The sequence below is a fragment of the Ureibacillus xyleni genome (assembly GCF_900217795.1).
Lineage (GTDB): Bacteria > Bacillota > Bacilli > Bacillales_A > Planococcaceae > Ureibacillus > Ureibacillus xyleni.
In genome coordinates this window covers 219,596-233,012 of the sequence record NZ_OBMQ01000004.1, presented here as the reverse complement: position 1 = coordinate 233,012, position 13,417 = coordinate 219,596, and the positions used below count along the sequence as shown (strand labels likewise).

Here is a 13,417-nt window from a genome sequence, read left to right as displayed (position 1 = left end):
CTTCTAAAATATACGCATTAATATTCTAATCAAATACCATTTAGTATGTTTACCGTACAAAAAAGTCCGTAATTTAATTGAAGCCACTGAAAAACTAAATACCGATAAAAATTTATAGTAATTATTTGCTTCTAAATAGAAGGTGGGATTCACTTCGCTTTCCACGGGCTGGCTTCAGCCTCCTCGTCGCAAGCTCCTGCGGGGTCTTCAGCTCAAGCTGTTCCCGTAGGAGTCTTCGTGAATCCCACTTCCTAAAAGATCTGAGCTTATTTTTATTATAAAAATTTATTAAAATCGACTTTTTCAGTGCCCTAAATTTAATTACGGTCTATTTTTGGAATTATTCCATTCCAAAGAACACTCGAAATAGTTTCAAATATTGACTTTGATTTAAAATGTGTTGGATCAATAATGTATTCAATTAGGATGCCTTTCATTAATGCATCAATTGTAATACTAAGAGACTCTGCATTTACCTCACTCGTAATCAGATTCTTCTTTTGCATTTCACCTAGATAGACACCAACACCCTCAATAATTTTACTGTGAATCATTTGTAGCTTATGATGAATTTCTGGCTCCCTACTTGATGTAACAAACTCAAGGAACAATCTTGAAGAACCTTCTTCCTGGTCAAAAAAATTGAATTGTAATTTAAGCCAACTTGTTAAAGCTTCTTCAGGATTATTTGAGGATAATATTTTCTCTATTTGTAATGGAAGAACTTTTAGCTGTTGTGTTAAATTATGTTCTAAAATCGCCAAAAACAAATCTTGCTTACTAGAAAAGTGCCAGTAAACAGCACCTTTTGTCATTCCTGCTTCTGCCGCAACTTTATCGAGAGACGCATTCCAGTAACCTTGAACAGAAAAAGTTTTTGTCCCTGCTTCAATGATTCGTGTCCTAGTATCCGTAAAAGTCTCATTCATGGTTGATTGTTTTTCCTGTAGCCAATTTCTCATCTCTTCTTTATTCCCAAAATGTCTTCTAACCGCTGTCCAATGCACACCGGCTAACTCGGCAATTTCTGCAAAAGTAATTTGATCAAATGGCTTTTTTTCAAGTAATTTTTCTGCCTCCTGGAAGACTTTTTCACGCACAGACAAGTTAACACCTCCATTCTTTTGCATTCACCAAAGTATTACATAAACATACTTTGTAGGATGTTTATATAATACTAATTTACGAAATAAATTGTCAACAAATTCCTTCCATCCCAAAAGCGGCTTCTCGGATAATATTTACGAATTCTGTTGATACTAATAGAAAATTTGCTCTATCATGCAAATCGTAGAACTATAGCAATTCATTGGTAAATATGGTAGCATGGAACTCTATACAAATGAAGGACGTGAATGTAGTTGATTAAAATTGAAATGCCAAAACCGAATGTGGTCATTTATCAAAGACAGCAAGAACTAAAAGAGGGCGATGTTCCAATTACCCCTTACTTTGGATTTATTGACTTTCATAAAATCACGCGTGATAAAGGTGGGATTTTCTTATTTTACAATAAAGCCAATGAAGTGTTATTTGTCGGAAAAGCCCGTAAAATTCGCCAACGTATTAAAAAACATTTTGAAGATAATGTGTCGCCAATGAAAAATCATCGAGATGAAATTTACAAAATCGAGGTGTACGAAGTGGAAGACGCAATGGAACGTGAAATTTACGAAACGTACGCGATTAACCAATTTAAAGCGAAGTATAACGTGGACAAAGTATTTTATTAATATAACGTCAATGCTCTCTTAATATAGGGAGCATTTTTTCGCTACAAAAAAAGTACGAGGATTGCTCCCCGTACTAAAACTCGATTAATTCCCCAATTTGTTTCATATCCGATAAGATGTAATCCTTATTTCTCATCACATCGTCAAACCAAGGATCGACTGGCTTCATAAATTGTTCTTCAATTTCTTTCTTTTGATGCAACATCCCTACCAAATAGTCAATCATTTTTGTCCGTTGCTCATAAAACTTCACTCTTTGATGGAAATCTCTGTTTACTTCCACTTTAAACACTTCGCCTAATCGAATAATGCCGGCATTCACCTTTTGTTCAGCGTAAAGGGACGAGCCCACAATCGCCAGTTTATAATTAAACGAAACAGCCATTGGTTTAAAATAGCTTTGCATTAATTGTTCCACTTGTTCGGTAATCACTTGAAGTTGAACTTTTTGCGTTTCCGTAAGCGTATGAGTTTGTTCAAACACTGGTAAAACTTTGTACGTTTCATCCAATAGATTGTGAATGATAGCCATTCGCTCGGGATCATAATGTTCGCCAATTCGCTCGTAAATTGTTTCTGCGACGAATAAGCGCTGTAAATACCCTGTTAATAAAATTATTCCATTATATTGTTTTGTTGCATTGTTTGTCATTTTGAAATGACCCCCCTTTTTCACTTTTGGTCATTTCTTTCTAGAAAATCCCTAATTTCACTATCTCTATTATAATGAAAATTAAGATAATTAACTAGTCCTTCTTTCTGTTGCCAAACTCACCCCAACAAACACAACAAACGATAGTAAAATAGGAATTGTCACCGTATGCATGCCAAAAATATGTGGGGAAAGCCGATCAATCAAAATATATAACGTGAGCCCACTTATCATCGATGCAATTGCCCCATATTTGTTCGCCCTTTTCCAATACAACCCTAAAACGATGGACCATAGAAATGCTGACTCTAACCCTCCAAAGGCAAATAAATTGAGCCATATTAAAAATTCGGGGGGGTTTAAAGCAAATAAGACAACCGCTAACCCAATAATTGTCGTCACCCAAAAACTTCGCGATTTAATTTGCCCTTCTGCAGCGTTCGGATTGATAAAATGTAAGTAAATATCTTTCACAAATGTTGAACTGACTAAAATGAGTAAAGCATTCACTGTCGACATAATGGCCGCCATTGGAGCAGCTAACACAATGCCAGCTAGAATCGGTGGCAACACTTCTAATGTTAATAGCGGCATCACCTTATCCCCAACCTCAATGCCTGGTAATACTGGTCTTGCTAACACACCGATTAAATGCATGCCAAACATGATGGTCCCAATCCCAATCGTGCCAATAAGAATCGCCCGATGTAAGCTTTGGGAATTTTTATAACTCATTGCCCGCACTGCAATTTGAGGCAATCCAACTACCCCTAAGCCAATTAGAATCCAAAAAGTGGAAACATATAAAGGTGTTAGTGACCCGTCTGATCCAAATGGGGTTAACATTTTTGGATTTTCAGTAGCTAATGAAGTCATAATATTTTCAATTCCTCCACCTGCGATAATGGTACCGATTAAAAGGATGATTGTCCCGACAATCATAACAGAGCCTTGCATCGCATCCGTTAACGCAACCGCACGAAAACCGCCAATTGTAACATAAACTAACACAGTTACGGCAAAAATAATTAATGCCACCGGATAATGCAGCCCCGTTAACGATTCGATTAACCGAGCTCCCCCAACCCATTGTGCTGTCATACTTGCAAATAAAAATACGATGATGCTAATTGCAGATAGGATAATGACGACATTACTTTCATAACGTTTTTTTAGAAAATCAATTAACGTGATTGCTTCATATCGACGAGAAATGATGGCAAACTTTTTCCCTAAAACCATTAAGACGAAATACCCTGCCGGAAGTTGTGCCATCGCCAGCAACACCCATCCTAAACCAAGGTTATAAGCAACACCGGGTCCCCCGATAAAACTAGATGCACTTCCGTATGTTGCCATCATCGTCATGGCGAGTAAAAATCCACCCATTTCACGCCCACCGAGAAAATATTCTTGTAAAAAAGAATCAGATTGTCGTACTTGTTTATTTGCCCAAAACCCAATTGCAAAAATAATGATTAAAAATAGGATGAGGGGAATAATCACTTGCCACTGAATCATTGTTCTTCTCCCCCATCATCAAATGGGATATTTTTAAAAAATAATTTTATTGTTATCCAAATAAGAACAATCATGAAAATCGTTCCGGCAAAACAACTGTAGAAAAACCATGCTGGAAATCCAAAGATATACGAATATTCAGCCGGGTCTTTTGAACCTAATCCATAAGCAAACCCAAACCAAATGGCAAAATTGATTAGCACTAAAGCGATGCCGATGAGTGCTTCTCGATTTGCTACTTTAAAACGGGGATCTTGCAATCTTTTCACCCTTTCACTCTAGAGAATTGGAATATTTATCACTGAATCGAATTTATATAATTATTCATAATAATGTTAGAGTATTTATTTTTTTTAAGCATAATATTTTGTTATAATTATAGAAGTGTGTATAGGATGGAGGATTTTATTAATGAAAATAGTATCAGCAATATTGTTAGCCTTTACTCTAGCATTCACAAGTGTCGGAACGGTTATTCTTCAAGATGACGTTCAAACGGTGGAAGCAAAAAAGTACAAATCTGGTAAAAAAAGCTATAATTCTAACCCAGGTACGAACAATAATAATATCAAAGACAACGATGCAGGAACAAACGTAAACAAAGCAACGACAACAAATAAAAATACGACGGGCACAGCAACAACAGCAAAAAAAGGTGGATTTTTCTCTGGCGGGTTAATGCGAGGATTATTCATCGGTGGGCTAGCTGGCTTACTATTCGGTAGCTTATTCGCAGACATGGGCTTACTTGGAAATATTTTAGGTTTTGCCATTAACGCAGCTGCCATTATTTTCATTGTGTTCTTATGTATGAAAATTTACCAAATGATGAAGCGCAAAAAAGATAAAGAGGTAACAGATCATTGGAGAAATTAATTTTATCCGAACAAGAAGTAATCAACGCACTTTGCTTGTTCCATGCAAAGTTTAAAAACGTACAACCTCAGGAAGTAGAAGTCGAGTTAATGTATGATGACGACGCGGGTTTTACGGCCGAGGCTTATGTAAACGGACAAATGGATCTTTATAACACAGTAAATTTTATTACGGCAATTCGCCTATATATTGATGAACAACTTCATCGCGACTCCCTTTCTGCTAGAATCGTGTTAGATTTACACGATGAAGAAGGCATTATTGCAAAAATCGAATTTTAATTATGGATGGCGGATGGCGACTCAATCTTGGGTCGTCATTTTTTGTTGCGGTTCCCCCCACTCTAGTTCATGCATGTTCTTGATGAACGACAAAACTATAACGAAAATTTGAGCGTAGTGACTTTCAAAGATGAAATAAATGCATTTTTTATAATCTCTCCCGATAATTTTTGTCTTCTAAGTATAATGAATAGCTGTTTTACTGAATACTATTTTTCTTGTAATTACAACATTTTTTCGCTTTTATAAGTTAGATGACCTCCACTTTTCTTGCTAACAACAATTAATTTTCGTCTTCATCACGATAATAGGCGCGTATTTTATTCATTTCCCCAGCAAATAAATACCAACATAAAAAACCAAAAGCCCATAAAGACTTTTGGTTTGCTAATAATCTAATTCTGTTGTATCAAAGAAAACCGTTTCTCGGATGTCTGTTGTTCGATCTTTTAAATGGTAGTAGCTGATATTTCCGTTAATTAATTCTACAAAAAACTCAATTTCGGCATGGGTGAAGAGTGGCCATTGAGCGATTGCTAATAAACCTTGAGGAGGAGGAACTTGTTTTAAACAATCAAGTATTTGTGGATCATTAAAATTCAAGTAAAAGTATCGCCCGTCTCGAATCTTTGCTAAAATACTATATCTTTTTTTCATGAATCCTCCTATTATTTTCTAATGATATTAGTAGTTATTAATAAATATATATGTCTACTATTTTATTAACAGTATGTATTAATTTCAACAAAATTTTGAAATGTTTACAATAGTCATTGAACTTTTTATGACAATTACAAAAAACAGACATAAAAACGGACTTACGCAAATACGTAAATCCGTAATGTTATTTATTTTTGTGCGGCAACGTCTACAATTCGGCCTTCTGTTGCTGGTTTCACTTCTTTTAATGATTTTAAATGATCTCTCAAGTTTTCCCAATCGGAAAGGCCAAGATCTGTTACTTTGCCATTTGCATATGCAGCCGCAAACATGTCATAGCCATCTCCACCTTTTGCAGTGAAGGCATTTGTTGCTACTGTGTACGTTTTTCCGTCTTCAATGGCAACATCGTTTCCACCCGCGTCTTTATACGTAATGTTGACAACGCGACTTCCGGCTGGTTTTGAAGAGTCAAATTCAATTTTTGTTCCTTTTGAAACGTGTAAGAAGCCCCCGTTTTCTTCAGGGTATTTGCCAACTGATACTTCAAATGCTGCTTTTAACTCGGCACCTGTCACATCCATCAATGCTAATGTATTACCAAATGGCAGAACCGAGATTACTTCGCCAACTGTAATTGGTCCTTGTCCGATGTTTGAACGAATTCCTCCACCGTTTTGGAACGCCATGATCACTTCTTTTTTCGTGTAGTTTTTCGCTTTTGCTAGCATGCCATCTGTAATGTAGTTTCCAAGAGCAGTTTCATTTTTGCGAACACTCAAGCCGTCTTTGTTGCCTTCATCTGTAACGCGTGGGTTTGCTAGACTTTCCGTAGCTGTTGCACCAATTTCTTCATTTTGAACAGCATCTACTTTTTCTTTATACGGTTTTAAAATTTCTAATGCGCCTGGGTCATCTGTATACTTCCCTAGTTCAATTAACTTTCCAGCGTATTCAACCACAACGCCCTTTTCATCAAATGCAACGTCTAGTGTGCCTAAGAAATCGCTATATTGGTAAGCTTGAACGATAATTGTCGCGTCTTTTTCTTCACCTTTTGCGTTTTTATCCACAACAACAGGTTCATCAAGTTTCGTATGACTATGACCACCAACAATCACGTCAATGCCTTCAACCGCTTTTGCTAATTCTAAATCGTTATCAATTGCCGCTGTATCATCATAACCGATATGCGTTAGTGCGATAATTTTATCAACGCCTAAGTCTTCAAATGCTTTTACGGCTTTATTCGCTTCTTCAATATAGTTTTCGAATTTCACTTTACCAGGTGAAGAGATGTCAGCCGTTTCAGCAGTTGTTAAACCAAAAATACCAACTTTCTCACCATCGATTTCTTTTACGATGCCAGAATAAATTTTCCCTTTTTCTGGTTCACTTGATGTTAGGTCATTGAATAATCCTGTGAATTTGTCATCACCTGAGAAATCTACGTTTGCAGAAACAAATGAAAATTCCGCTGCTTTTATGAAGTCCGCTAATGCTTTGTGTCCTTCAGCGCTAGAACCTAAATCAAACTCATGGTTCCCAAATGTCATTAGGTCATACCCCATGTAGTTCATGAATTTTAAGTCTGCCTCACCTTGGAACTCATTGAAATAAAGCGTGCCACTGAATACGTCCCCTGCATCAAGTAACAGTGAGTTCGGATTTTCTGCACGCAATTCTTTTACAGCTGCAGCACGTTTTGGCGCATTTTCAGCACGAGCATGTGTATCGTTGCTGTGAAGAATTGTTAATTCAAAATCCTTTTCTACTGGTTCTGGTTGTGGCTCCGGCTGAGGTTGTGGCGTTGGATTTGCAAAAACATTTAATGCACGAACAATAAATGCTGCCGCCTGACCACGTGTGATCGCTTCGTTTGCTCCGAATGTAGTGCCTGTAGCATTTGTGATGCCATGGTCTAATAACGCTTTGACAAAAGGTGTGTCTTCTTTAGAAACATCAGTAAACGGAAGTGCATCATTATTTTTTGGTTCTAATTTGAGGGCAAGGGCAATAATTTTCGCAACTTGTCCACGTGAAATCGTTTCATTCACTTTAAATGTTTGGTCATCATAGCCGTTGATAATGTTCGCTTGTGCTAATGCGGCAATCGGACCGTAATATTGGTGTGATGGTGGAACGTCTGCAAAATTTGGATTTGTTACGTTTTTCACATCCAATTTTAAAACATTCGCTATGATTTTTGCTGCTTGTCCACGAGTAAGTGCAGCACCTGGCTTGAACGTGCCATCTGGGTAACCAGTAATAACACCTTGAGATGCAAGTAAAGAAATTTCTTCAAATAGTGAATGTGTGGATGGGACATCTTTGAAAGTAGTTGCTGCAAATGTTGGTGTTACTAAAAGAGCTGAAGCAACTAATGTAGTGGCAGTAGTTGCAGTAAATAACTTCTTACGTTTTAAAGTCATATAAATTAACCCTCCGTTATCTGAATATTATGAGATTCATAATCTACTAACTATTTTACTAGAAAGCTATGTAAATGACTAATGATTTGATGTAAAAATAATGTAATTTATGTAAAGGGTTCCTACTACGAGTTTATATATAAAAAGGCTATGTTAAACAACCAAACAAATGTTCTTGTCAATATTATAGAACATTCATTCGCATTTATCAACATCGCCTATAAAAAAAAGCAAGTTGAACGAGTCAACTTGCTTTTTATGTCTAGCTTAGTGGCTAGCTCCTCGAAAACTTCAACTTTCTCCTACACGTGCGGGCACGTTTATCGAAAGTCTCCAGTTAGGCGAGCCGCTTTCGCTTTTCTTATGCTTCTTGAGCTTTGTTACGTAATACCATTTGTAGGATACCGCCATGACGGTAGTAGTCTACTTCTACTTCTGAGTCGAAACGAGCAAGAGCTTGGAATTCTTTTACTGTTCCATCTTCAGCTTTAGCAGTTACAGTTAAGATATCACGTGGTTTTACATCGTCAGTTAAGTTAACTGAGATTTCTTCTTTACCAGTTAAGCCAAGAGAATCTGCGCTGTCACCTGGTAAGAATTGAAGTGGTAATACACCCATCATTACAAGGTTAGAACGGTGAATACGCTCATAGCTTTGTGCGATAACTGTTTTAATTCCTAATAAGAATGTACCTTTAGCTGCCCAGTCACGAGAAGATCCCATACCGTAGTCGTTACCAGCTAATACTACTAAACCAGTTCCGTTTTCTTGGTATTTCATACATGCATCGTAAATGTATTCTACTTCACCTGTTGGCCAATAAGTAGTGAATCCACCTTCTGTACCTGGTGCAACTTGGTTACGGATACGGATGTTTGCAAATGTACCGCGCATCATTACTTCGTGGTTACCACGACGGCTTCCGTATGAGTTGAAGTCACGGATTGCAACACCGTTTTCTTGTAAATATTTACCTGCTGGAGTATCTTTACCGATTGCACCAGCTGGAGAAATGTGGTCAGTTGTAATTGAGTCACCAAACTTAGCAATTACACGTAAGCCGTTAAGACCTTGGATTGCTTCTGGCTCTTTAGAAAGACCAGTGAAGAATGGTGGGTTTTGGATGTAAGTTGATTTTTCATCAAATGTGTATAAAGAATCAGTTGATGTTTCAATTGCATTCCATTTTTCGTTTGCAGTAAATACTGTTTCGTATTCTTTTTGGAATAGTTCACGAGTAACTACTTTGTTTAATACTTCGTTTACTTCTTCAGTTGAAGGCCAGATGTCAGCGAAGAATACATCGTTACCATCTTTGTCTTTACCTAAAGAATCTTTTTGTAAGTCGATGTCTACAGTACCAGCTAATGCATAAGCAACTACTAATGGTGGTGAAGCTAAGTAGTTCGCTTTTACAAGTGGGTGTACACGACCTTCGAAGTTACGGTTACCAGAAAGAACTGAAGTTACGAATAAGTCTTTTTCTTTAATTGCTTCTTCGATTTCAGGTAATAATGGACCTGAGTTACCGATACAAGTTGTACAACCGTAACCTACAGTGTTGAAACCGATTTGGTCAAGGTAGCTTTGTAAACCTGAATCTTCTAAGTAACCAGTTACTACTTTAGAACCTGGTGCTAAAGAAGTTTTTACCCATGCAGGTGGTTGGATACCTTTTTCAACCGCTTTTTTCGCAACTAAACCAGCTGCTAAAAGAACGTATGGGTTAGATGTATTTGTACAAGATGTAATAGCAGCGATTGCTACTGCACCTGTAGGCATTTCTACATCGCCATCAGCAAATTTAATTGTTGATGTTTTTGAGAATTCATCTTCAGTTAAACCGAAACCTTGAACGCCCATTGGAGCAGTAACTGCTTCATGGTAACGAGCTTTCATATCTGAAAGTGGAATTAAGTCTTGTGGACGTTTTGGACCAGAAAGGTTTGGCTCTATATCTTCTAATTTAATTTCTAATACGTCTGTGTATACAGGCTCTAATTCTGGATCAAAGAATAAGCTGTTCGCTTTTAGGTAGTTTTCTACTACAGCGATGTGCTCTTCGTCACGACCAGTTAAACGCATGTAGTTTAATGATTCTTCATCAATTGCGAAGAAACCACAAGTAGCACCGTATTCAGGAGCCATGTTAGAAATTGTAGCACGGTCAGCAAGTGGTAAGTTAGATACACCAGGACCGAAGAACTCTACGAATTTACCAACTACGCCACGTTGACGTAATACTTGAGTTACTTTTAATGCTAAGTCAGTAGCAGTAGCACCGTTTGGAAGTTCACCAGTTAATTTAACACCGATTACTTCTGGAATTGGGAAGTATGAAGGTTGACCTAACATACCTGCTTCTGCTTCGATACCACCAACACCCCAACCAAGAACACCGATACCGTTGATCATAGTTGTATGTGAGTCAGTACCTACTACTGAGTCTGGGAATGTTTCGAATGTGCCATCAGCGTTCTCTTTCACGTGAACAACTGGAGCTAAATATTCTAAGTTAACTTGGTGTACGATACCTGTTGCAGGTGGTACAGCACGGAAGTTATCATATGCAGTTTGAGCCCATTTTAAGAAGTTATAACGTTCTGCGTTACGTTCGAACTCAAGATCCATGTTCGCTTGTAATGCTGATGCGTTACCGTATTTGTCAACTTGTACTGAGTGGTCAATTACAAGGTCAACTGGAATCGCTGGGTTGATTTTATCTGGATCTCCACCTAATTCTTTCATAGCTGAACGTAAAGAAGCTAAGTCAACTACTACAGGAACCCCAGTGAAGTCTTGTAATACTACGCGAGATGGTTTGAATGGTACTTCACCTTCTGGATCTGCACCTGCACCAAATTTAGCTAAATTGTTTACGTGATCTTCTTTAATTACATAATCATCGAATTGACGTAATACAGATTCTAATAATACTTTAATTGAGTATGGTAGGCGTGAAATGTTTGCTACGCCTGCTTCTTCGATTGCAGATAAACGGTAGTAGTTATACGTTTTACCATTTACTTCAAATGAAGAACGGCTATTGTGTAAATTGCTTGCCATTGTTGTACTCCCCCTAATAAATATTCGAAAAGGCTAAAATCAAAGCTTCTTTCCTCCAAAAAATATCATAACTTAAAATTATACATAAGTAAATTACATTAATATTATCTTTTGTGATAAGTTATTTTTATGACCTAGCGGAAAGCTTTGCAAATGGATTATACATGATTAAAGCCCAAAATAAAAGCACACCTAGTAAGGATGCGCATTATTGGACATAAAAAACGATATAATAGTCATTTATTGTTGTTTCATTAGCTTTACTTGTCGTATCATTCGTTCATCCGCTTTTTTATCACGAACGATTAATATCGCATGAATTACAGCCGGAATCCAAAATAACAAACATAAACCGAAATTGATCAGTGCTTGAATGGGTTTCCCACAAAACAAAACAGCTAATGGCGGTAGGAATATGGCTAATAAGTACATCATGTTTTTACACTCCCTTTTTACTTATATAAAATGATTTGTATTTTGAACAGTTTTTAATCATATTTTTTTCTTGTTAGAATCACTCTTGGTACTCGGGGCTGTGAGAACCATTTTTGTTCAATTTTTGGTTCGATTTGTCGTTCATCGGCGCTATGAATACCATTTCCACCCAAATCCCAGTGTGCTTATTTTGGTTTTCATCATCCCCCTTATGCATCCCATTCATCCCGATGTTCCGGCTTGTTATTGACTTCATCGATTCGAAACCATAAAAAAGCAGCCACCTCCCAAAAGTGACCGCTTCTTCCTAAATTGATAATTCACTTAAAACTTCATCATTTTCGTCTAGCACTTGAATCGAGAACTTTTCTTGATCCTCTAATTTCGATTTATCAATATACCAAATGGAGTACCCTTTGACATTATATAATTGGAGAACTTCCTCATCTAAAGAGGAAAAATCAACAAGGTCGGCTTTTGTCCCATTCACTTTAACCGAAATGTCGCCTTTTGGTTTAATTAACCCAAACAAAATTTTGCTATCGGAATGTGCGCTTGTGATCGTATTGTCTTCAAGGGGATTTGGTAGTTTGGAATAAGAGCCCTTCCCTGTATTCCAGCCTTTTAAGTTTTTCGTGACAACCCCAGTGCCAAAGTAGTTGCCATTCGATAAAAAGAAATAACGATGCTCCTTATCGGTTTTCGGTCCTTCAATCCATTCATAATCCGCATCTTTTGGCAAAGCTTGTTCAGGGGTGTCTTTCCCGTCACCAGAAAAATGAACAAAGAATAAGTTGAATAAATAACCAATGATTACGACAAAGACCGCAAATAATAGAATTCGTGTAAATCGGTTTCGCACTATACCCACCTCTATTCCTAAAAGAGTAATTTAATAAACGCTTATTGCTTCATCCATTTCCCTAAAAACAGCGAAACAATACCCATCAACTCCGGAGCTTTTTTAGAAAACTTTAACGTGAAATACAGTGTTTTCATAAAGTTCAAGGTGTTAGTGCGAGCAGCGAAGTATTGTGGTGTATAGCCTACTTCCATCACATAAAATTGTAGTTTATCAAATACTTGTTCAATCCATTCAATGAACACTTCTTCAGGGAACTGTTGATTTATTAATTGCTCCACAATGGCAACAAAACGTTCATCTTCATCGTTTGTAAAGACAGACCCCTTCCAGAAGCTATCTTTAATTCCCTGTAGGAGGATTGGCGATAAACGGATTTCAAATGCCGGGTGTGAGACAATGGCCGTAGCTAAATCTGCCCCGTGCGCAATCGCCAGTGCCCAGCCTTTTTCCCCAACAAACCCGCGCACATCCTTTTCTCTACTTAAATAGGGTGAACAAGCATTTAAAATGGCAAGCGCGTCTTCGTCATTTAAAAAATGCAGTTGGCGGTCTGCGTGAAGTAGCCCCGTTAACCATAATGCTGAAAACGATCGTGTGAAAACTTGGTCGGACTCCCCATCATGAATAGCAGAATATAAATAATCATGTTCGACTAATGTTTTCGCAGTAGAATTCATTTGCTCCTGTGATAATTGGTTTTGGGAAAGTAGCTCAATAAATAGACGGTAATTGAGTTGATCTCGCAACTCGTTTTCAGGGACACCGATATGTAAAATCATATTGTGCAATAATTCATCCCCGTGATCAGTTAAATATTGTTGTCTACCTTCAAAATTCATATTTAATAGATTGATTAATGTGGTTTTCAATGAATGTATCCTCCTAAGCAAAACTC

Annotated in this window: 13 protein-coding genes; 3 read left to right on the top strand and 10 right to left on the bottom strand. The window is 37.4% G+C overall.

From position 1 onward, the window contains the following. Window positions 1-317: 317 nt before the first annotated feature. On the bottom strand, window positions 318-1,100 hold the full coding sequence (locus CRO00_RS08215; RefSeq protein ID WP_237658365.1) for a TetR/AcrR family transcriptional regulator: 783 nt from the start codon (window positions 1,098-1,100) through the stop codon (window positions 318-320). 261 nt (window positions 1,101-1,361) lie between these two features. Here CRO00_RS08215 and CRO00_RS08210 point away from each other — a divergent pair, with 261 nt between their 5' ends. After that, window positions 1,362-1,733: a nucleotide excision repair endonuclease gene (locus CRO00_RS08210; protein WP_097073198.1), complete on the top strand. Its 372-nt coding sequence runs from the start codon at window positions 1,362-1,364 to the stop codon at window positions 1,731-1,733. Window positions 1,734-1,806: 73 nt separating this feature from the next. Here the strand turns inward: CRO00_RS08210 and CRO00_RS08205 are convergent, their stop codons facing one another. From CRO00_RS08205 to CRO00_RS08195, 3 genes are all read right to left on the bottom strand, one after another. Next, window positions 1,807-2,385, bottom strand: coding sequence for a transcriptional regulator (locus CRO00_RS08205; protein ID WP_097073197.1), 579 nt, complete (start codon window positions 2,383-2,385; stop codon window positions 1,807-1,809). Between the two features lie 90 nt (window positions 2,386-2,475). Further along, complete coding sequence (gene panF / locus CRO00_RS08200; protein ID WP_202615646.1) at window positions 2,476-3,903, bottom strand: sodium/pantothenate symporter; 1,428 nt, start codon at window positions 3,901-3,903, stop codon at window positions 2,476-2,478. Further along, entirely contained in the window at window positions 3,903-4,166 is a 264-nt protein-coding gene (locus tag CRO00_RS08195; protein ID WP_097073195.1) for a YhdT family protein, read from the bottom strand. Before CRO00_RS08195 ends, panF begins: the two co-directional genes overlap by 1 nt. Before the next feature lie 151 nt (window positions 4,167-4,317). Here CRO00_RS08195 and CRO00_RS08190 point away from each other — a divergent pair, with 151 nt between their 5' ends. Together CRO00_RS08190 and CRO00_RS08185 are read left to right on the top strand one after the other, a co-directional pair. Beyond that, window positions 4,318-4,782, top strand: coding sequence for a hypothetical protein (locus CRO00_RS08190; protein ID WP_097073194.1), 465 nt, complete (start codon window positions 4,318-4,320; stop codon window positions 4,780-4,782). Beyond that, on the top strand, window positions 4,770-5,063 hold the full coding sequence (locus tag CRO00_RS08185; protein ID WP_097073193.1) for a YxcD family protein: 294 nt from the start codon (window positions 4,770-4,772) through the stop codon (window positions 5,061-5,063). Before CRO00_RS08190 ends, CRO00_RS08185 begins: the two co-directional genes overlap by 13 nt. Before the next feature lie 387 nt (window positions 5,064-5,450). On the opposite strand, the gene CRO00_RS08180 is transcribed toward CRO00_RS08185, so the two are convergent. From CRO00_RS08180 to CRO00_RS08155, 6 genes are all read right to left on the bottom strand, one after another. Further along, window positions 5,451-5,720, bottom strand: coding sequence for a hypothetical protein (locus CRO00_RS08180; protein ID WP_097073192.1), 270 nt, complete (start codon window positions 5,718-5,720; stop codon window positions 5,451-5,453). 191 nt (window positions 5,721-5,911) lie between these two features. Then, window positions 5,912-8,155 (bottom strand): 5'-nucleotidase C-terminal domain-containing protein, encoded by a 2,244-nt coding sequence (locus CRO00_RS08175; protein ID WP_097073191.1) that lies wholly within the window; start codon window positions 8,153-8,155, stop codon window positions 5,912-5,914. Window positions 8,156-8,516: 361 nt separating this feature from the next. Continuing rightward, window positions 8,517-11,222 (bottom strand): aconitate hydratase AcnA, encoded by a 2,706-nt coding sequence (acnA, locus tag CRO00_RS08170; RefSeq protein WP_097073190.1) that lies wholly within the window; start codon window positions 11,220-11,222, stop codon window positions 8,517-8,519. A 240-nt stretch (window positions 11,223-11,462) separates the two neighbouring features. Further along, window positions 11,463-11,657: a YqaE/Pmp3 family membrane protein gene (locus CRO00_RS08165; RefSeq protein ID WP_141396949.1), complete on the bottom strand. Its 195-nt coding sequence runs from the start codon at window positions 11,655-11,657 to the stop codon at window positions 11,463-11,465. 307 nt (window positions 11,658-11,964) lie between these two features. Continuing rightward, window positions 11,965-12,519, bottom strand: a complete 555-nt coding sequence (locus CRO00_RS08160; protein WP_097073189.1) for a hypothetical protein — start codon at window positions 12,517-12,519, stop codon at window positions 11,965-11,967. A gap of 41 nt (window positions 12,520-12,560) precedes the next feature. Continuing rightward, window positions 12,561-13,391 carry a DUF2785 domain-containing protein gene (locus CRO00_RS08155; protein WP_097073188.1) on the bottom strand — a complete coding sequence of 277 codons (831 nt, stop codon included), beginning with the start codon at window positions 13,389-13,391 and terminating at the stop codon, window positions 12,561-12,563. Window positions 13,392-13,417: the final 26 nt, after the last annotated feature.